General features: G+C 53.8%; 17 protein-coding genes and 3 pseudogenes. 8 read left to right on the top strand and 12 right to left on the bottom strand.

The window, feature by feature from the left end; all coding sequences use genetic code 11:
• The first annotated feature begins 88 nt into the window (after positions 1-88).
• A complete protein-coding gene (locus tag HBOR_RS17870; protein ID WP_241432282.1) occupies positions 89-757 on the top strand; it encodes a CDGSH iron-sulfur domain-containing protein in 669 nt (222 codons plus the stop codon).
• A gap of 124 nt (positions 758-881) precedes the next feature.
• Here HBOR_RS17870 and HBOR_RS17865 read toward each other — a convergent pair whose 3' ends face one another.
• Complete coding sequence (locus tag HBOR_RS17865) at positions 882-1,514, bottom strand: hydrolase (RefSeq protein WP_006053466.1); 633 nt, start codon at positions 1,512-1,514, stop codon at positions 882-884.
• Positions 1,515-1,755: 241 nt separating this feature from the next.
• On the opposite strand from HBOR_RS17865, the gene HBOR_RS17860 reads away from it, so the two are divergent.
• Both HBOR_RS17860 and HBOR_RS17855 read left to right on the top strand, forming a co-directional pair.
• Positions 1,756-2,805, top strand: a complete 1,050-nt coding sequence (locus HBOR_RS17860; protein ID WP_006053465.1) for an enolase-like domain-containing protein — start codon at positions 1,756-1,758, stop codon at positions 2,803-2,805.
• Positions 2,806-2,820: 15 nt separating this feature from the next.
• A complete protein-coding gene (locus tag HBOR_RS17855) occupies positions 2,821-4,020 on the top strand; it encodes an iron-containing alcohol dehydrogenase family protein (RefSeq protein ID WP_006053464.1) in 1,200 nt (399 codons plus the stop codon).
• 47 nt (positions 4,021-4,067) lie between these two features.
• Here HBOR_RS17855 and HBOR_RS17850 read toward each other — a convergent pair whose 3' ends face one another.
• The 3 genes from HBOR_RS17850 to HBOR_RS17835 all read right to left on the bottom strand — a co-directional run bounded on the left by HBOR_RS17850 (position 4,068) and on the right by HBOR_RS17835 (position 7,062).
• A complete protein-coding gene (locus HBOR_RS17850) occupies positions 4,068-4,475 on the bottom strand; it encodes a DoxX family protein (RefSeq protein ID WP_006053463.1) in 408 nt (135 codons plus the stop codon).
• Between the two features lie 1,120 nt (positions 4,476-5,595).
• Positions 5,596-5,742, bottom strand: coding sequence for a hypothetical protein (locus HBOR_RS20130; RefSeq protein ID WP_013446639.1), 147 nt, complete (start codon positions 5,740-5,742; stop codon positions 5,596-5,598).
• Between the two features lie 99 nt (positions 5,743-5,841).
• Entirely contained in the window at positions 5,842-7,062 is a 1,221-nt protein-coding gene (locus HBOR_RS17835; protein ID WP_006053461.1) for a DUF6498-containing protein, read from the bottom strand.
• Positions 7,063-7,319: 257 nt separating this feature from the next.
• On the opposite strand from HBOR_RS17835, the gene HBOR_RS17830 reads away from it, so the two are divergent.
• Positions 7,320-7,691 (top strand): hypothetical protein, encoded by a 372-nt coding sequence (locus HBOR_RS17830; protein WP_006053460.1) that lies wholly within the window; start codon positions 7,320-7,322, stop codon positions 7,689-7,691.
• Between the two features lie 256 nt (positions 7,692-7,947).
• Here HBOR_RS17830 and HBOR_RS17825 read toward each other — a convergent pair whose 3' ends face one another.
• The 4 genes and pseudogenes from HBOR_RS17825 to HBOR_RS17810 form a co-directional block, all read right to left on the bottom strand.
• Complete coding sequence (locus tag HBOR_RS17825) at positions 7,948-8,406, bottom strand: hypothetical protein (protein WP_006053459.1); 459 nt, start codon at positions 8,404-8,406, stop codon at positions 7,948-7,950.
• Positions 8,403-9,398: an AAA family ATPase gene (locus HBOR_RS17820; RefSeq protein ID WP_006053458.1), complete on the bottom strand. Its 996-nt coding sequence runs from the start codon at positions 9,396-9,398 to the stop codon at positions 8,403-8,405. The genes HBOR_RS17825 and HBOR_RS17820 overlap by 4 nt, the downstream gene beginning before the upstream one ends.
• A 1,354-nt stretch (positions 9,399-10,752) precedes the next feature.
• Positions 10,753-11,111 (bottom strand): annotated as a pseudogene (locus tag HBOR_RS17815) (transposase); the annotation flags it as partial.
• Between the two features lie 258 nt (positions 11,112-11,369).
• Entirely contained in the window at positions 11,370-11,555 is a 186-nt protein-coding gene (locus tag HBOR_RS17810; protein ID WP_006053456.1) for a hypothetical protein, read from the bottom strand.
• Positions 11,556-11,564: 9 nt separating this feature from the next.
• On the opposite strand from HBOR_RS17810, the gene HBOR_RS17805 reads away from it, so the two are divergent.
• Positions 11,565-11,924 (top strand): hypothetical protein, encoded by a 360-nt coding sequence (locus HBOR_RS17805; RefSeq protein ID WP_006053455.1) that lies wholly within the window; start codon positions 11,565-11,567, stop codon positions 11,922-11,924.
• Between the two features lie 191 nt (positions 11,925-12,115).
• Entirely contained in the window at positions 12,116-13,015 is a 900-nt protein-coding gene (locus HBOR_RS17800) for an ABC transporter ATP-binding protein (protein WP_006053454.1), read from the top strand.
• A gap of 5 nt (positions 13,016-13,020) precedes the next feature.
• Here HBOR_RS17800 and HBOR_RS17795 read toward each other — a convergent pair whose 3' ends face one another.
• On the bottom strand, positions 13,021-14,895 hold the full coding sequence (locus HBOR_RS17795; RefSeq protein WP_006053453.1) for an ABC transporter permease: 1,875 nt from the start codon (positions 14,893-14,895) through the stop codon (positions 13,021-13,023).
• Between the two features lie 171 nt (positions 14,896-15,066).
• Between HBOR_RS17795 and HBOR_RS19575 the strand changes: the two are divergent.
• A pseudogene (locus HBOR_RS19575) lies at positions 15,067-15,260 on the top strand (RNA-guided endonuclease TnpB family protein); the annotation flags it as partial.
• A 598-nt stretch (positions 15,261-15,858) separates the two neighbouring features.
• On the opposite strand, the pseudogene HBOR_RS19570 reads toward HBOR_RS19575, so the two are convergent.
• The 3 genes and pseudogenes from HBOR_RS19570 to HBOR_RS17775 all read right to left on the bottom strand — a co-directional run bounded on the left by HBOR_RS19570 (position 15,859) and on the right by HBOR_RS17775 (position 17,745).
• Positions 15,859-16,679: pseudogene (locus tag HBOR_RS19570) on the bottom strand (IS5 family transposase).
• Positions 16,680-16,688: 9 nt separating this feature from the next.
• Positions 16,689-17,042, bottom strand: a complete 354-nt coding sequence (locus HBOR_RS20620) for a S8 family serine peptidase (RefSeq protein WP_161609397.1) — start codon at positions 17,040-17,042, stop codon at positions 16,689-16,691.
• A complete protein-coding gene (locus HBOR_RS17775; protein WP_144018727.1) occupies positions 16,999-17,745 on the bottom strand; it encodes a S8 family peptidase in 747 nt (248 codons plus the stop codon). The genes HBOR_RS20620 and HBOR_RS17775 overlap by 44 nt, the downstream gene beginning before the upstream one ends.
• Before the next feature lie 747 nt (positions 17,746-18,492).
• On the opposite strand from HBOR_RS17775, the gene HBOR_RS17770 reads away from it, so the two are divergent.
• Positions 18,493-19,380, top strand: coding sequence for a hypothetical protein (locus HBOR_RS17770; RefSeq protein WP_006053449.1), 888 nt, complete (start codon positions 18,493-18,495; stop codon positions 19,378-19,380).
• The last annotated feature ends 4 nt before the right edge of the window (positions 19,381-19,384 follow it).

Raw genomic sequence — 19,384 nt, 5'->3', positions numbered from 1 at the left:
GTTTGTCTGCGGCCAACTCGTCATTCATACGCTGACCCGAACCTTGACATCCTGTGACACCCTTGTTCGAAGCAGTCCGGATCACGAGATGAAAGAAGACATCCACCAGTACACGGGTGAGGATATTGTGGTCGAATACGACGTGAACCGATGCATTCACGCCAGAGAATGCGTTCGCGGGCTTCCGGACGTGTTCGACCCCGACAAACGTCCGTGGATCGAACCCGACAACGCTGCTGTCGAGGAGTTGATGTCGGTGATCATGCAGTGTCCGACCGGAGCCTTACAGTTCGAACGAACTGATACTGATTACGAGGAACCGGTCCCGGAGCAAAATACAGTCTCCGTTGTGCCCGACGGCCCGCTCTATCTTGCAGGTGACGTTGAGATTACTTCACCAGACGAGACGGTTCTGATCCGCGATACACGCGTTGCCCTGTGTCGATGCGGGGCATCATCGAATAAGCCGCTCTGTGATAACAGCCACGAGGCAGTTGAGTTCGAAGCATCTGGAACCATCTCAGACGGTCACACGTCCCACTCTCCATCGGAGAGAGATGGGACGTTACGGGTGACACCGTTACCCGACGGGCCACTCCGTGTGGAGGGTCGATTCGAGATGCAGGGCCACGACGGTGGGGCAAAGCGTTGTGGCGATGGTGCGACGCTGTGTCGCTGTGGTGGCTCCAACGATAAACCGTCTTGCGATGGAACGCACGAGGAGATTGGCTTCTCTAGCGGGGAGGCGTCTGAGTAATCTGTCCGAAATTCGTCGCACGAGTTTATTATTCGAGACGGCACCGACGGCCGCCGGAGGCCTCACTCACCACCAAGAAAACGGGGACTGGTACGGCGCGGTCCCCCGACGCTGTCCAGCGTTTCTATTTGGTTTGGAAGTCCGCGAATTCGACAGCCACTCCGAAGTCACCAGCGTGATCGATTGAGATCTGGTGGGCCTCTTCGGCACCATCTGCTGCCCAGTCTCGCTGTAGTTCGTAGAGTACCTGTGCCCACGTGACCGGTATCGCACCCGCGTTCATCATTCGCTCCATCGAATACTCGTGATCTGCGGCCGTCCGCCCGCCACAGGCATCGACCACGACGTAGACATCGTATCCCGCCTCCATGGCTGAGAGGGCGGCGAAACAAACGCACACTTCCGTCCAGAGGCCAGCCATGACCAGTCGGTCGCGGCCGGTTTCCTCGACTGCCTCGACGTACGCCTCATCCTCCCACGAATTCATCGTCGTCCGGTCGATTACGTCTTCGTCCGGCAGTATCTCCCGTATCTCCTCGAAAAGTGGCCCGTTGTACTCTTTGGTGATACTCGAAAGGACAACCGGGATATCGTACGCATCGGCCGTCTTTGCGAGACCAGCAACGTTGTTTCGAAGGGCGCCGGTTTCGATGGTATTGACCCCGAGTACCATCTCGGGTTGGTGATCGATGAGCGTTATCGCACAGTTCTGTTGTGTGAGCAACTGATCGCTCGGACTTGCAGTCTCGTTTACCATGGCTCTCTCCGCTCGATATTCACGTACTCACCGTTCGCTGACGGTCTAACTGTCCGAATATTCGTCCGAAAGCGTTCTGAGTACTGTGATATCGAGTATCCGCATATTTGGCACAGTATATGTTAGTTGTTAGCATTGGTCGTTAGTTGTGACAAACTACACAGTTGAGAAAGAATACTTAACCGGAATCACACCTTCTCCGTTTCGTGGTTTTATACTAGTTGTGTTCGTATGGGAGGGTATGCTCTACGACCACGTTGCTGATCTCGATTTGACAATCGATACGTACGACCTCGCCCAGCGCGAGCGCGATACGTCGAGTGGATTCACTCGGGCGACGACTGTCATCTCGCTCCACGGCGATGGTGAAGTTGGACAGGGGGAGGATGTGACGTACGACAATGACGCCCATTATTCGCTTCGGGATTCCTCGACGGAGTTTGATCTCGCAGGGCGATACACCGTCGATGAATTCTCCGCACACGTCGCCGAGATCGATTTCTTCGACGGTGAATCGCCCGGGCAGTCTATTTTCCGGAACTACCGCCGCTGGGCCTTCGAGAGCGCCGCGCTCGATCTTGCGCTGAAACAGGCCGACACGAATCTCGCTGAGTGCCTCGGTCGCACGTACGACCCAGTTCGATTCGTCGTGAGTACGCGCTTGGCTGAACCTCCGACCGGCGACCGGGTTATCGACTGGCTCGACCGCAACCCAAATTTAGCGTTCAAGCTCGACCCGACCTCCGAGTGGACGGTCGATGTCGTCGAACGGCTTGCGGAGACCGAGGCGGTCCAAACGCTCGATCTCAAGGGACAGTATCACGGCACGACGGTCGATCAACCCGCCGACCCGGAACTGTATCAACGGGTCATCGAGGGCTTCCCGAACGCCCTCATCGAGGATCCGGAACTGAACGAGGAAACGCGACCTCTATTCGAGGGACACGAAGCTCGCGTGACGTGGGATTATCCGATTCGGAGTGTCGAGACAGTCAAAGACCTCCCGTGGGAACCGGACTGGCTCAACATCAAGCCGTCCCGATTCGGCTCGGTACAGTCGCTTTTCGAGACGATTGATTACTGCCGCGACCACGATATTCGGATGTTCGGCGGCGGCCAATTCGAACTCGACGTCGGTCGCGAACATATCCATGCGGTCGCATCACTGTTCTATCCGGACGCGCCGAACGATGTGGCACCGAAGGCCTACAACGACCCTGACCCGAGCGGTGAACTTCCGTCGAGTCCGCTTGCCCCGCCGACATCCCCACGAGGGTTTGAGTGGGAGTAACGTGTAGATTGGAGAATGAGCCAGTCTGATCGGTTCCGATTCGAGTACAACCCCGGTGTCCTACAATACGGTGCCGGTTGCGTCGATAGCCTTTCAGCGGAGCTAGAGCGGCTGGGATCTGAGCGCGCACTCGTCGTTAGCGGCTCGACCGTCGGAACCACACCGGCAGTCATCGAGCCGGTAACCGATGGACTCGGCACAAAGCTTGCAGGCGTCTTTGCCGAGACAACGCCCGAAAAACGACTCCAAACAGCCTACGACGGGCTCGAAGCCATGGAAGAGGCCGACGCGGATGTTCTCGTGAGCCTTGGCGGCGGCAGCAGTCTCGACGTTGCTAAGGTCATCAGTGTCCTCGCTGCGGACGACCGCGACCCACAAGCGGTCGGTGCGGAGTTTGGTGAAACCGGAACGATTTCTGTCCCGTCCGGCTCGGTAACGCCTATCGTCGTCGTTCCGACCACGCTAGCCGGTGCAGATCTGTCTACCGTGGCTGGTGTGACGGCTTCGCCCGAATCCGGACTTGTCGAACGTCCTGTGAGTGGGGGGATTTCGGACCCACGGCTGATGCCCCGGGCGACCTTTTACGACCCCGTACTGTTCGCCACCACACCGAAACAGATTCTCGCCGCCTCTGCGATGAACGGGTTCGACAAAGGCATCGAAACGATTTATGCTCGAAACGCAACGCCGATAACGGACGCAACAGCGGTTCGAGGGCTCAAACTGCTCGAAGGTGGTCTCAGACAACTCAACGAGCAATCTGTCTCCGAGAAGGCTCTCGAACCGGTCGCTCAGGGACTTCTCTTGGTTCAGTATGGGATTTCGAGACCTGGTGAGACGACGCTGTCGATCATCCACGCGTTCGGCCACGCACTGACGCGCTCCTCTGCTGTTCAGCAGGGGGCTATGCACGGAATCATCGCGCCGCACGTACTCAGCTACCTCTTTGAGAACGTTGCTGGTCGGCGCGAGCTACTTGCGGAAGCACTCTGTAGTGACGTTTCAGCGTCCGCTGAAGACATTGTTGCGTCCGTCGAGTGGGTCCGGGATGCACTTTCTCTTCCCTCGCGCCTCAGGGACGTTGATGGACCCGACCCCGCCGCGTTCCCTGACGTGGCCGAGTCGGTACTCGCTGATCCGTTCATGGCGAACGCACCGTCCGGTCTCGATCCGACAAGCGAAGAAATCGCAGACGTGCTACGGGATGCGTACTGATGAGTTAGAACCGCTACCGGCACGTCTAACGCACGGTTCGGTCGTGTCTAGAGCAGCGCATACGCCCATGACTCACTTCCGAGGGCGAGAAAGACCAACGCTGCGCCGATGAGTTCGGCGTTTTTGATGAAGTGCGTCATCTCGGCCTGCTGTTGATCTTCCGGCACCGCCCAGAAGTTGTGCATCGTCGGTGTCGTGACGAGCAGGAACAGCGCGATTGCTCCCGCAGCAATCGCTGGAAAGACTCCGAACGTGATGCCGAGACCACCGAAGAGGAGTACCCCACCGGATAGCAGCACACTCGCTTTGGCTGCTGGAATCCCTTTCGCTTCAGCGTATCCGGCCATCTCACTGACATTCAGGAAGTGATTGAGTCCTTGGAATGCGAGGAGTCCGCCGAACAGGACACGTGCGATGAGGAACGCGATGGCACCGAATCCAGCATCGAATGCCATTAGTGCCCCACCTCCTGCGTATTCGGATGGTTGTAAATCGATGCGGCCATCGAAGTGGTTTCGGCTAGTATCACTGCGATACCTGGTTTGTTCTGGCAGCACTTATATCTCAGCGAACATAAATGATACCAGGTGATACTGATGCAATCTGCGGACAGACGTGCCACCGCCGAGTCCGGTGTCTACCGCATCTCATATGCCCGTCTCTAGTGCGTCTCTAAGCGAGAATCGTCTGACGTAGTGGTTCTGTCGAATTCCTATCAGCTGGATCTCATTCCCGATAAAACGGCTGTTAGGTAGGTATACGAACGTATTGGGTTTTCCCGACCGCAACCGTTATACGCCATAATAATCAATATAGTGATATGTATGGGACAGTTCTGGATTCGCTCGAAGACCGGTATAATCCGAGTGTTCTGTCTGCGGTGATTCTGTTGATGGGTTCGAGTTTTAGCCTCTTTTTGTTCCTCAACAGCCCCGATTTTACAAACCCGTACTACGTTTTCGGAGTCGGAGTAACGGGATTAACACTCCTCTTTGCGGCGGTTATGCTTGTTTCTGTGCTACTGAAGCGCCGATAGACTACTACCCTACATCCACCGTTCAGAGTGTCTTGTCGATGTTGTGAGTGAGACAGTCGAGAACGTGTTCACAGCACTATTCCGCCAGCACCGTAAGCGGACGGACATCCAAATCATGGGTTACCGTCCGAATTTTCTGGTCGTCGTACCGAACCGCAGTAACTGCGATTTTGGACGGTGCTGTATCCGGACACACTATCGGGCGAACCTGTAACTCTCTACGGGTTTCAGTAGAGCCGCTGTAGTCTATTCTGGATCTGGATATACCCGGTCCCAGCACTCTTTTGGAACGAGCACTAGGAACGGGTACAGAATTACGGCGTATATCTTCGAACCGGAGGTTGCCCACGGGCTCACCGTCATCACGATGGCAGCGACGACTAACCCGACGATGGAAACGACCGTGCCGACGATGAAGGGTTGATTGGGTGGTTCCAGTTCTATTGTTCGTAGTGACAATCTCAGTTTCTCCACAGCCATGTCCAGATCAGTGAATGGCCCAACGTACCGCTCTGATTCGTCATCACCCCACCCTGTCGTTACGGCGACTGTCCGAGTACCAAGTGACCGGTCTGGAAGGCGGTCGTGAACGACTTCGACATCGCGGAGCGCATCGATGGATGCTGACCACTGTGGCTCGTCGAGACCCCGTTCGGTGGGCGTTCGAGATCGGGAGTGGAGGGCATCGTCTACTATTTCTCGATTAGAAAATGATTCTTAAATACTATTCTAATCGACAAATCCGTCGGATGCACTCCTGCCAATCCTTGATGATCGGAGTGCCGTCAGGTATCGAGCAGCCTCACAACTGCATCGGCATCAGGGAGATATGCGATTTTGCGGCTCTCTCCTCTGTACCGGTCGAGTCTGACTGATCCAAACCATCCGGGGAGGATGGATGATAGAACCCCGTCTGAGATACTCACGCCGGAGATATCCGCGCGAGGGACGGACCACTGTGCTTCGTTGGTTAGTGCGTTGTGTGCAACGACGGCGTCGGGATAGACGCGATAGACGAGGTGTGCGCCCTCAATCCAGCCGACGACGAGCTGTGCAAGAACGCGACCGGCGACGACGGCAGCGCCCCCGACCGCGGCACCGATTACGGGACCGTGTGGTGTCCCGAATAAACTGCCACCAATTAACATTCCCGCCAGTCCGCCGAGGAGAACGAGTAAAAGCGTCGGTCCGAAGATCGAAATCAAGACACCGCCGAACACCGAGACGGCGACTCCCGCACGTCGGTCGGTGTGAAACTCTGCGATTGGTTCACCGTCGGGAACGTCAACTGTCGATGTCTCCCCGACCGTCTCGTCGATGAACATCGTTGTATGGACGAAGCCGGGGTTTCGAATTTCGAGGAAGTCGTAGGCGGCTTTGGACCCGACGAGTACGAGGCCGAGTCCAACCCGGGCGACACCGGCCGCCTCGGCAATCCCGACGATGAATGGCGCGACGAACGCGAGAGCGAACAGCAGCACCAAGGCTGTTCGGGAGATACCGCCGGTCGCCGCAACTGTCTCGTATTTGTGAGACCGGAGCCAGTCCGCCAGCTCGAACAACTGGCTGACGAGAATGGTGAACGCGGCAACGGCGGCTGATGCTGGCGGGACAAACGTCTCGACGACCGGAGAAATGACACCGGTCAACATGAGTCCCCCAAACGGCCAGAAGGCGGCAAGTGGGATCAATGTAAGTAGGATGTACGGAATGTTCTGCGGGTACACCGGAGGTAGCCAGCGCACGGGGTGGAAACCACCGCGGACCTCCGCTAGAAGCTTAAGCGGGAACGGCGCTCTTGACCCAGTTGGTTTGTACCCCTCGGAGGGCGGTAACTCTGCGAACAACGATTGGATAGCCGCTCGAATGACGACGACCCCCACCTCAAACCAGTACAGCAGTAAAAGCAGGTGTGGGTTCCAATCGAACACGAACACGCCCGCAAGTAACACTAGATTCGAGAGGACCATGACGAACAGTGTCCGTCGGTGCTTGAGGCCGGTCATCCAGTGAAAGAAAGACACGACCAGCCACACAAAAACCTATTGACACGACCGCAATCTGCCGATTTTGGCCCTCTGTGCGGTTTACAGTGAGCTGATCACTTTCCCTTCCCGTCTGTTTTCACGGTAGGTCCTCTATGCTCGTGACGAGGCGGTGTTCCGACCTTCGACCTTCGCTAAGTTGAGGACCAAAGCTACAGCTATCGGTGGAAATCTGCGGAACACGACAAACATATGTCTTGCAGCGTGAAGGTGTGCGTATGTCGATGAACCAGACGGAAGACGACGATTCCGGACGGAGTAGTTTGGCGTGGCTCCGGTTCGGGTTCCAAGTGCTATTTGCGGGCGCCGCCGCAGTCTTGTTCATTGGAGTCGGCGCGGCACCTGGTGAATGGGGCCTCATTCTCGGTGTCACGATGGCGGTCTTCTTTGTGTACTGGGTGTTTCGTGAGGAGATTGAACAGCACTTGACCCGTCCGCAGGAGTGGGCAGTATTCGCTTTTTCTGGGGTTACCGTGGTCGTTGCCGCTCTCATCGAGGGCAGCGAACTCACCGATGAGATTCTCCTCGCTCTCGTGGCTCTCATTAGCGTGTCTGGCATATTCGGTTATCGGGCCATGAAGCGTCGATAGTTACCTCAGGCGTTGCTGAGAGTACCATCAGAACAGCAGTTACCGCTGTTCAATCGGACTGGTGCTTAGGAACTTGCGACGTCTGGTGCCGGACGCACGGGATAACTATCACACCCACGCCACCTGTGATAGAACCCCGGTTTCCGCGTTCACCGAATGTATATCACTATCAGATATAAGGCCGAACTTATGATACTGTCTGAAATACGCGCCGCCCGTGAGATGGAGCGACTCTGAAATACCTCTCAGATGTCTCTCAGCCGAGCGTTCCGAACCCTTCGTCTTGCATCAGTTCGGCAACGCGGTCTGGATGTTGATACGCCATGAGGAGGGCGAACTCACGGGCATCCGTTTTTGAGACCTCGTTTGTTCCGAGTTGCTCGGCGAGTTCGCTCCGGAACGCGGCTTCTTGGTCGGCTACCTTGTCCCGGACGTGAATCTCGAGACGGGTATCCCGTTCATCTCCGACGTTACTCCGTCGGACGAAGTACGGATATTTGTCCGCCGGCGAGCTAGCCGTCGATTCCTCCGTTGCTGATTGATTCGATGAGCGTTCTGTATCGGGTACTGATTCCTCTGATTCGGGTTGTGTGGGCTGTTCTGTCGTCGAGTCGGCTTCTTTGGTCTGGGTGTCCGCCGCTTCGGTCGCGGTTTCGTCTTCTTCGTCGTCGCCACCAAAATCAAGGTTTCCGGACCCGGATTTGAAATTGCTCATGCGGTTGTCGTCTCCGTTAGCGCATCCTCTTGCAGGTCGATAACCCGATTCTCGTGTCCCCGAATATCGAGTTCTAGGACTGGCTCAACGTCGGTATCGAACGTTTCAGTTGCGATGAACCAGGCGAGTTCGGATAGCTTCCGTAGCGTTTCGACTTCTCTGTCGCGCACTCTCCGTTGGCCGGGTTCGCTCACCATCTCTCCGTCCTTCTCGAAGGTCTTCCACCGCTCTTCGACCACCTTGAATGCTGAGCCTCTGGCTTCCCACATCGCATCCATGAGGCTTTCTCGGTTGCCGATGGTAACCGGTGTGGAGAAGGCTTCCGTGTTCTCGAACTGCTTTTGGTACTGCTGGTGGGCGTTCGTCTGACCAACGCCGGAAGGTACAACGCAGGAGAGTCCGATCTCTATCTCTAGTTGGTTCTCCATGTTCCCGACGAGTTCATCAAGCCCTTCGAGGCTCAGATTGCCTTTTCCAGCCGGTTTGACGGGGGCAATGAGCGTCCGTAGTGCGAAGATCGCATTGTAAAGTAGGTCTTCTGCTCGCGCGTTTGGATCGATGAGAATCGCGTCGTACTCTTCGTGCAGTTTCTGTTTCTCCCAGAGTAGTTCGTATAGAAGCTCGAACCGGGGATACTCGTCACGATTCATGTTTTTCATTCCGGTCTCGTAGGAGATTTTCTGCTCTAAATTCGAGGTAAAGTCACCGAGCATATCGTGACTCGGAATGATATCGACGCCTTCGTCCGATGTTTCGATCAGATCGTGGAAGTCCCCGTCTGGCATATCAAGAATATGCTTGACCAGATTGTCCGCATCTGGGTCACTCCGGTGTTCGCCGACGTCGAAGAGGCTAGTTAGGTTTCCTTCCTGAGGGTCCAAGTCCAATACAAGTGTGTTTTGGCCCATTCGCTCCAGTGCGACTGCGACGTTGGCCGTCATAGTCGTCTTGAACGTCCCACCTGATTCGGAATAGACTACGGCCGTTATCATACGCTTCGGGATTCTGGTCACTCCCTCATAAATCTGTGTCAGACGTACGTACTGAATTTCTGTTAATGGTGTCTGTTATAGATATCTGTAACAGATTTCTGTAGCACTGGAGTGTAATAGATGTCCCGGTTATTTTGTCAGTATTTCCGTCTCACTCATTTACCACAGAGATCGAGAATTGGTCTCTGTAACAGACTTCTGTTATATCTGTCTGTATTATATTTCCTTGGTAGCAATCGGTTCCATCATACCGGATGAGGATGTTACAAATACTGAGAACAACTATCTGTAACAGATATCTGTAATAATTGCCTGTCATGATGCAGTATTGTGATTAGTTCGGGATTTACTGTCGAAATTCGTGCTATTCTAGAAAATCAATCCTGAGTCTGCCGTGAAAATCTGTATAATTTCTCTGCCGTAGTTATCTGTGATAGTCTTCTGTGATAGATGTCTGTAATAGTCGTCTGTAGCACTGTTACTATTCTCTTGTCCGACTGCTTATCGGGATATTGAGACAGAAATTCATCCTTGAAATTCAGAACAGATGTCTGTAACAGATTTCTGTACTTGATTTTCTGGTCCGGTAGATCAGCATCAGCTCCGTAACAGACGCTCGTAACAGATGTCTATCACAGATAAATGATTTAAATACGACTCGTCACTCACTCGTGAGAAGACACCCTCCCATGCCTTGATCGTCGTGTGTTAGATGGGTGTGGGTTGAGACTGGACTGTGAGCCTCATCGGTTATCTTTCTGTCTCCGATTGTCTTTTCATGTTCCGCATATCGAAGATAAGTCGTTGGAAAAAGTCTGACCGGACCACCCGAGGTGCTAGAGACACGACCCAACTGCGAGCGCCAGGAGACTGAGAGTAGCTTCGACGATAGCGTACCAGTTGCTGACGCGACGATCATGAACGCCGTCCTGAGTACAGGGGCGTCGCTGAGCCACTAACTCGGGGAGTACAAGACCCGCGGCGTGGGATTTCCGACCAAGCCGTCCGAAGACGACAACGTATTTGCTTGATTCCCTTGTCACACCGTATGACTACGGCCACAGTTGGATGTCTCTACTGACCGTATCCTGCTGGAACTGACTATACTGCTTCGTTACCCAATTCTATAAACTACATATCACAATACAAACGACCGGTTGACGTGTTGCAGAGTTTCGGAGGATGGGTTATTTTTGCGCTTTTCTAAGCCTTTTTTGGTTCGGAAAGGCCACATCGGTGTCGCATCAACTACTATCCTCGGTGAGACGCCACCGAATGCGCGGAAACAGCCCAAAATTTGACCACTCGCAGAGTGTCGCCACTCACAATAGGCAGTCCGAGCTGGTGTAGAGCGCTAGTCAGGCGGGACTAGTGCCGAGCAAACCAACTCGACACACTCTCCAGCAGTCAGAACTGGTGCATAATCCATCTCACCGCCGACACTAATCTTCAACAGGAAATCAGTGAGCCGCCAGATATTGTGCAATAGCACGCGAACACCAAGTAGAACAGTCGGACGCGATAATCCCTGGACGAGGTTTTCGCTAAGAAGTCGTTCTTGATGCTCTTGTACTCGCTCTCGATCTGCCAGCGACGGCTGTAGCGGCGGCAGAACGTCTTAGCTTCCTTGGGGCCGACTGAGAGATTCGTCGCGAAGACCGCTGTTCCCTCTCCTTTGGTCGAGGGAACGTACAGAAACTGCATCGCGTGCGAAGATTCAGATAGAGAATTTTGATCAACTGGTGGGTGATATTTCACTAGATGGTCTACTTTTCAACGCTTAATATTATTGTATTATGTATCGGACTGAAGGATGTGTTCGGTTCCCCGAACACAAGATAGAGCCATGACGAGAAAGCGTTCCAACCAGCAAAGCCAGCAGTCGAAGAGTAGCCGAAGAAGCATCTGAAGGTCAGTGGTCTCACGCTTGCATCCATCACCGGCGTCGGTGTCGCGAGCACGGGCTCAGCCCTAGCCGATAACGGTGTCGACACTGATTTCAACCCTGATGACCGCGATGCAGTCGTCGGGTTCATCAAGGACATCTACGATCTCTCTGAGGAAGAGCAGAACGAGTACGCCAAAGACCTCTCCAAGGAACAGAAAGAGGCGATCTGTGACGTCTACATGAATGCTGATCTGGAGATCTCCACGCACTCCGAACCTGTGGATCTCCAACCCGCGGACAGCTACACGACCGCGACCGAAACCACTGTAGCTACCGGGATGGTTGCAGGGGAGAAGGTCTACACTCACGAACAGATCCTCACCTGGGAATACAATGGCACCGACTACAAAAACCCCTCTCAGAAACTAGAAAAATCGCTTCCCGGTCCCTTCGCGACGTTCGAAGGGAAGACGGAGGACGACATCGACGAGAATGCCTCGTCGTTCATCGCAACTCTGTCCGCCGAGTACGCTGCTGAGATCGCCGGATTCGAACGTGAGGGTGAAGCCACGATCGTCACGGAAGGGAAAGACACGGGTGAACACGAAGTCCACGAGAACGACGCCCCTACCAGCTGAGCGTATTGGAATACAGTATCCCGTTTCTTTTTTGCTGCATGAAGTCGAGTCGGCTCCCTGATAGCATCTGTTATCGGCAGTCCATTAGATGGCAAGTTTTTCACACGAGATCTGCGTAGCGGGAATATGGCCTTCCAAACGAAGATCCCATACTTGATTGGCGGTCTCGGCACCCTCCAGAAGGTATCCCGATGACCGTGATTCAGACAACTGAAGTTTCGAAACGCTACGGCGGCGAATCAGCCGTCGTGGACCTCGACCTCACAGTCGAAGACGGCGTCGTGTACGGCTTTCTCGGGCCAAATGGTGCAGGGAAGTCTACGACCATCGACATGCTAATGAACTATACACGCCCGTCGGCGGGCAGTATTACCGTACTCGGGTTGGACGCTCAAGAGGATGCCAGTGAGATTCACGCCCGCACTGGTATCTTACCCGACCAATTTGGCGTCTACAGTACCCTCACCGGCCGCGAGCACGTTAGATACGTCCTCGACGCCAACGACGCAACTGGAAACCCCGAAGCGGTCCTCGACCGTGTCGGCCTCGGAGACGCGATCGACCAGCGTGCCGGCGGCTACTCGAAGGGAATGCAGCAACGGCTGGGGCTTGCGATGGCGATTGCTGGCGAGCCGGAGCTTCTCATCCTTGACGAACCGTTCTCCGGCCTTGACCCGTACGGCGTCCGTCTCGTAAGAGACGTCGTCGAAGCTGAACGTGACCGGGGTGCGACCGTCTTCTTCTCCAGCCACGTTCTCGACCAAGTCGAACGAGTCTGTGATCAGGTTGGGTTGCTCGCCAACGGCCACCTGATTGCCGAAGGAACGCCAACGGAACTCCGCGACATAGCGGGCGTACAAACCCGCCTTTGCATCGAAACGGCCGACGAGGACCTGGCGGTAGAAGGTATCCGTGATTTCGACGGCGTTGAGGACGCCACCTACGACGCCGGTGAGATAGTGGTTACATGTCCACGGACCGCCTGTTACCAAGTGCTACGGAGGCTGGAAGGAGCTGGGGTGAGCATTCGATCGTTCGATGTCGAGCAAGGAACAATCGAGGACGCTTTCGTCGAGTTGGCTGACGCTTGAGCAGACTAATCGATGGTTCGAGTACGGTAGAGAGCGAGGGCGATCGCAAACGGAACGAACATCCATAGGATTAACCCGACGAGGGCGGCAGATGGATGAAGGTACCAGACGGGCACGTCGGAGCTGTAGTGTAACCGTACGACTACCGAATTCGAGAACTGGTTTGGCTGAAGGTTACTGATGACGCCGGTGGCGGTGGCTGCGGAATTTGGAACGCCGATGATCGCATTCGTCACGACGTTCGAAAGTTGTAGCGGTGGGAACCAGCGAATGACCAAGTAGAATGGATTACTTGGTGGAGTAAACCCGGAGACGTTCGTGCCCGAGACTACCCAATAGATTATGTTCGAGATTTGGAGCCACATGATTTGAACGGCAGCGAAGACGAGAACTGCGAATCCGGCGACCGCTTGGCTCCGCAGAATCGTCGACAACGAGACGCCAATCCCAGCAATCACGACGACGAACAGAACGGTGTACGAGAGGAAGACAGCAAGCATGCTAAGGGGAACAATACCATGTTGTGGAACGGCGACGAGGCAGGTGAGGACGACCGCAAGGACGATCGGAACAGCGAATGCGGCTGCGCGACCAAGGGTGAAGCCAACGAGGGTTTCCGTGCGTGAAACTGCAGTTCCGGCAGTGAAGCGAATCGCACCCGTGTCCCGCTCGTGAATTACGGACCGGAACGTCCCGAAGAGTACACCAATCCCACCGATGAACCTGAGCGGTTGCTGAAGGGCGGCTAGCGGGACACGTGAGCCAAGTGCTTGCTGGATGTACGAGGCTGGTGAGAGACTGAGGATGGCAGCGACGAACACAAGCCCGCCAACCGCCCAGACGAGCGGAGTACGAGCAAGCTGGTGGAATTCACGGCGGGCGAGCGGCTGCCACGAGCCAGGCAGCGAATCAATGATGTTACTTCGTCCGGGTAACCAGTCGAATTGTCGCTCGCTGAGCGGAGGCAGCGAAGGCACGACGTCGATGAGTCGGCGGAGTATCTCGGGTTGACTACGCGGGGCGAGGTCGCTGCGCTGGAATATCGTGATGCCGGTAACGAGTGTGAGCGCCGGCCACGCTAGCAGGAACACCCACGCCCACCACGGGGAAAGCGGCGGGGGCGTCGGTGCGAACTCGCCGGTTTGACGCATCGCGTCGGCAACCTGTGTGACGGTGCTGTCGGGGCCAATGGGTACGCCGAACAGCCAGTTCACGAGAACCTGGAAGGCGCTTACGGGCGAGAGCCAGCCTGCTACCGCGAACGCATCTGGGTACGCGAGTTCGGTTCCGGGAGTGGTACCGGTCGTGAGTTGCCACACGAATGAGAGCGTGACGTCGTTCCAGAGTGTGAAGCCGATGGTCGCGATACTCCCGAGGATGATAGCGCGAGTCGTAGACGAGCTGGCGGCCGAGATACCGACGATCAATCCTGTCCAAGCAAATACGTACGCTGCCGAGAGCGTGAGAAATCCGAGAAGTAACAGTGGGGAGAATTGGCCGTACTGGAGGGTGTCGTATCCGACGACGAGTATGGTGGCGGCCAGGATTGGAACGAGAAGTGCGGTGGCGCGTCCGAGCACCATTCCTAGAACAAGGCCGGGACGGGTTGTTTCGGTGCCGAGAAGTATTCGAGCGGTCCCGGATTCGCGTTCTCGAATGATAGACCGGAAACTGATGGCGGCAGCAGCGAATGGGACGATTATCACGGTCGGGGGCTGTGCATGTATCAGCGAGATCGCGTTGCCGATGATTCGAGTGGCTTCTGGGTCCGGTTTGACTGATGCTCGACTGAGGACGATGAAACACAGTGCGACGATCCACGGAATCTTTCCGCGAAGATACCGTCGGCATTCAGTTCGTGCGATTGTGGTGGAGGCCATGCTTGGGTATTTATTTCGAATATGTCTAATTGGACTTGGCTAATCTGTGCCGCTCAAGCGGAGAGCAGTCGGTGATGGTTAATATATTTAGGATCAGTCCAAGGGTACAAAAGTTATTGTGTTTAGTTAGATGATAGGTTTGGAAATCCTGTGTTGATTGTTTTGTACCGGTTGTACGTGTGTGATAGCTGCGGAATGGTAGCAAACGCTGATGTGAACGGTGCTGAGAACATTCGACAGAAAGTATCTCCGAGTCCCGTTACGGATGGCGATGATAGGAGTAACAGCGGTTGGTATAGTCATCGACGCACCTGTTTGATTTAGAGAGTGATTGCTTCACACCACGAGAACAGGCTACGCTGTAAACCACAATATCCCCACATTGGGGAATTCCCGCCCTTCGGGGTGGGAGGACGTTAACTAAGCTGCATCAGTTATTTGTTTTCTAAGTAAGTGTTTATTGTATTAAGAACATCAATCCGACCGGCACCGAATCCGTTGGTCTCGTTACCGCTAGATTTGACTGCGCCGGCTCTGTTGAAATCCTATTCTTCATACACAATGTAGAATGAAACAGTCGGTAGATGGGAACTGCGTAGTTACCGTTCATCTCTCCGTCAAGAGGTGTGGACAATCATCACCGAAAGTACTTGTATAGACGGAAAAACATGTTTCTATGCTTGCATTCGGTATTGGAACCCCGATATTCCTCGTAGTACAAGCTCTCATTTCGTGGTTCGTCTATTCTGAGGCGAAAAAGTATGGCTCGCGCTCCCCGGTAGTCGTAGGAGCATCTGTATTCGTTCTAGGAGTGGGGCTTGCGTTCGTTTTTAGTACTGTCATCGAGTTAGTCGTAGTCGAACTTCTCGTCATCCTAATCTATCTTCTCGGGGTACACGCTGCAAAACGGCGTTCTGCATCCGCTTGAGCTGTTCTATGATACTTTCATCCTGCATTGACTGGTCAGAGTGATCGGTCGATATTATGAACGAGACAGGCGATGGTGAGTTCACGGAATTGTTTCCACCAGCGTCGTGACCGGACGAACGCACCGTACTTTCGCTTGAGTGTTGAGTTGACAGTCTCGGATTGACTCCGCTGTCCGAAGAGATCAGCGTCTAAGCGTGCGTTCCATGCCTTGTGGAGCGATGTGAACTCACGATGCTTGATCAGTGGACGAATCTCGTGTTGACGGACAAGCCGTCTGATTTTCTGGTCGTCGTATCCTTTGTCACCGAGAAGGATGTCAATTTGCTCGGGATTGCGTTTGATCAAGGACGGCGCAATCTGGTATCGTGTTTTCGTGTCGTCGTCACGTGTAGATCGAAGACTGCGTTTAGCTTCGTATCGACCAGTAGCGTCACTTTGAGCTGCTGAATCGTGAGTTCGGTTCGTTTTGTGTAGTGTTGTGAGACGTGACTGCGGTCGAAGCCCGAAGCGTCGATCCCCGTAACTCCGTTGGTCGGGAGTAGTGAAACAGAGAGATTGAGAACCACTCTCCAGACGGCCATATCGAGTCTACCGAACGCTTTGCACAGCGTGGATGGTGCAGGAAGTTCGGTGAGGTTGATCGCGCTCCGAATACGGAGCATCTCAATGAGTTCGTCGAGAAGTGTTCGATACGTTGTGTCTTTCCGAACTTTGAGACACAGGAGAACGATGTGTTGATGGAGAGTGTAACGTTGTTTCGAGAACTTTGAGAAGTATCGAGCTACGGCACGTTGCGCTAACTGAAATGCTTCTTCGACAAACCGGAGCAACCGAGACTTTGGGAGAGTCTGCATCTACTCAAACTACCGACTGGAAATGTAGCTTACTAAGGATTTCAACAGAGCCACTGCGCCCTTTTTGATCAATTGTTTAATTGACCGGTGATGGAGTTCAGAATCAAGTTCGCGAAGCAAACATACAATCCCTGTAACTTGTGGTGCTGCTACTGATGTCCCAGAACTGCGAGAATACTGATCCTCGAAAAGTCTGTCTGGGGCTAGTGAGAGGATTTGATTGCCGGGAGCAGCAACAGTTACAGTACTGTTTCCAAAGTTGGACTGTTCGGTAAGTTCATCCGATCTGTTGGATGCTGCAACGCTTATCGTTTCTGGATTACTGGTAGGAAGGATATATCCGGAGAAATCGTTTGATTCCATCGTTGCCCATTGCAGCGACGACGGTTGTTCCATTCTCGATTGCATGTACAATGATTCGATTGAGTGCAGCATACACCCGTCGCCGTGATATACTTCCTGGATCTGGATCTCCTACTGTTAAACTAACATTCACAACATCAACACCGATATCAATGGCGTAATCAATCGCGACCAAAAGATCAGCAAACGTGCTAGTCAAACTAAGAATATCACCTACTAGTTCGTCGAAAAAGAACGGTCTAAGCGAAATGATCTTAGCATCGGGAGCGACGCCAACGATTCCTGTTTCGTTTTGCGATGCAGCGACAATACCGGCGACTTGAGTGCTGTGTCCCTCTATATCAGTCGCAACGAAACGCTCTACCGGCTCTAGCTCGGTAGGAACATTGATCTTCTCAGTCCCAGTAAGAACGGTACTGTTGCGGAACAGCCGACTCTGCTTTTGATCGAGTTGAGATTCGAGATCTGGATGCGTATGATCAATCCCTGTATCGACCACTGCAACTATGATTCCGCTACCGGTCGTAATATCGTGCGCTTCGAACGCACGAGTTCCTTTCATCGCATACTGCTGGTTAGTCAGTGAGTCGGTAGTAGCATCACCTATGCTTTTGTCTGCCTGTAGTTCAGATGTTTCAATAGTGTAAGTCTGGTTTGACAATGCGCTATTTACAGCAGGAATCGATTCCAACTCGCCCTCCATATCCTCCGGTCCCTGAATGATAAAAATAGAACCGGCAGCAAGTTCATGCAACACTTCGTAATTAGCACTCTCAAGTCGATCACGGAGACCAGGCTCACCCGCAAGGACGATATATTGCTTGACACCAGATGGGGCATTGGTCGCTGTGTTCGTTCCGACTATACCGGTTCTATACCCATCGTTGTAGCTGTTCGAAGAACTGCTCGCCGGCTGATTCTGAGGCTGTTTTCGTTCATATAATACAATATTATACCCTGGCAAATAAATCTATTAATTGTCAGTGTGATCTGCTACAGGTCCGCCGTCGGTAGGTATAGACTCGTGGTCGGAAGTGATCAAATAGAATCTGGATTGAATTAAGTTCTATTCTGGTTCCAACGGAGTGATGTAGATGCCGGTTGACCAGCCGATTATCATCATCCAAAACTTGATGACCACCAGTACAAATTCGGAAGATGATTCTGATGCGTGACTTATTTGCAGCATTGATAAGGAAGAATCAGCCGCTCAGTAGCGCGTGCGAAGGTCCACACCGCGTATCCTTTGCCTGCGGTCAGGTCTTGTTTCCAGCGCGTTCCCCCAGTCAGTGCGTCAACCGCATACAGGTCACCCCTCGCCAATTGACACGGGTTACATTGAATTAGTCAGCAAATTATGGTTAGCTTGATGTCACGAAAGGAGACATCCAGCCGATGTGTCGATCGCCGATCAGTCCTCCGCAGTATTGGTGCTGCGTCCTCCCTAACCATGTTTGGGATCTCTTCTGCGGCAGCACAGAATGACAAAGGGAAGAAAAAAGAAAATGAGAACGGTGAGAAAGTCCTCAACAAGATCGAGTTAGATACGAGTGACAAGGACAACTTGGAACAGGCTTCGGTCGTATTTGTTCAGGCTGGAGACGTCGTGAAGTCCCGGGCACATATCGATCTGGCTTACGACGTGCCTGAACCCGATTCGGATTCTTCGGATAACCCGGCTGGAGTACGGTATTCATTGTCGCTTGACCCCGATGCAGCTGAGAAGGCTGTCAGTGCTTCCGATACCAGCGAGGGTGTTGACACGCTTGACAAAGATAACTTCTCAATCGAAGAAAAGAGCGTCGCGGATGTCCAAATTGGCGGCGAAGGGATCAATACTCAGGGTCTATCGGACCCGGATTACGGCGACAATTGGGACGGAGGTGCCTGGGTTGAGACAAACTCCAGTGAATGTGGAACCCTAGTTCGGTCAACTAGCGTCTGGAACAACGATTGGAATTCGGATCACTACGAGTTCGGGGATCACTCGTTAGTCACGAACACCGTGGACGGGGCCGCCTGTGACGGTGAATCCTTCGGAGACCGGTTCCCTTGCCCCGACGAAGTTATTGACTGCAGTGTTCCTGATTCTTTCAACACCACTTGGCACACCGAGGATTACGATTACTCGAAGTCTGGTGGGGAACTGCATCAGACGGCGTCGTTCTGGAACAAGGACTTCCCGGTCATTCCCAAAACGAACGCGGATCACGAAGCCGATGTGTTTTGGAAAGACGACACAACGGTGAAAATCAGCGGTTCAGCTGACCACTATGGAGCTTTCAACGAAGCGATCAGATACCTGCTCAAGTGGGATGTAGGTACCAAATTCTGGTAACCTG

The sequence above is a fragment of the Halogeometricum borinquense DSM 11551 genome, assembly GCF_000172995.2.
GTDB lineage: Archaea > Halobacteriota > Halobacteria > Halobacteriales > Haloferacaceae > Halogeometricum > Halogeometricum borinquense.
This window is presented reverse-complemented; position numbering and strand designations above follow the sequence as displayed.

Bases quoted from the DNA above. Each gene is read 5' to 3' on its own strand.
- HBOR_RS17835 (WP_006053461.1), bottom strand. From the start codon at position 7,062: ATGACCGGCCTCAAGCACCGACGGACACTGTTCGTCATGGTCCTCTCG.
- HBOR_RS17795 (WP_006053453.1), bottom strand. From the start codon at position 14,895: ATGGCCTCCACCACAATCGCACGAACTGAATGCCGACGGTATCTTCGC.
- HBOR_RS17850 (WP_006053463.1), bottom strand. From the start codon at position 4,475: ATGGCATTCGATGCTGGATTCGGTGCCATCGCGTTCCTCATCGCACGT.
- HBOR_RS20620 (WP_161609397.1), bottom strand. From the start codon at position 17,042: ATGGAATCAAACGATTTCTCCGGATATATCCTTCCTACCAGTAATCCA.
- HBOR_RS20130 (WP_013446639.1), bottom strand. From the start codon at position 5,742: ATGCCCTCCACTCCCGATCTCGAACGCCCACCGAACGGGGTCTCGACG.
- HBOR_RS17865 (WP_006053466.1), bottom strand. From the start codon at position 1,514: ATGGTAAACGAGACTGCAAGTCCGAGCGATCAGTTGCTCACACAACAG.
- HBOR_RS17825 (WP_006053459.1), bottom strand. From the start codon at position 8,406: ATGAGCAATTTCAAATCCGGGTCCGGAAACCTTGATTTTGGTGGCGAC.
- HBOR_RS17770 (WP_006053449.1), top strand. From the start codon at position 18,493: ATGTTTGGGATCTCTTCTGCGGCAGCACAGAATGACAAAGGGAAGAAA.
- HBOR_RS17830 (WP_006053460.1), top strand. From the start codon at position 7,320: ATGTCGATGAACCAGACGGAAGACGACGATTCCGGACGGAGTAGTTTG.
- HBOR_RS17800 (WP_006053454.1), top strand. From the start codon at position 12,116: ATGACCGTGATTCAGACAACTGAAGTTTCGAAACGCTACGGCGGCGAA.
- HBOR_RS17775 (WP_144018727.1), bottom strand. From the start codon at position 17,745: ATGGAGGGCGAGTTGGAATCGATTCCTGCTGTAAATAGCGCATTGTCA.
- HBOR_RS17820 (WP_006053458.1), bottom strand. From the start codon at position 9,398: ATGATAACGGCCGTAGTCTATTCCGAATCAGGTGGGACGTTCAAGACG.
- HBOR_RS17870 (WP_241432282.1), top strand. From the start codon at position 89: ATGAAAGAAGACATCCACCAGTACACGGGTGAGGATATTGTGGTCGAA.
- HBOR_RS17860 (WP_006053465.1), top strand. From the start codon at position 1,756: ATGCTCTACGACCACGTTGCTGATCTCGATTTGACAATCGATACGTAC.
- HBOR_RS17855 (WP_006053464.1), top strand. From the start codon at position 2,821: ATGAGCCAGTCTGATCGGTTCCGATTCGAGTACAACCCCGGTGTCCTA.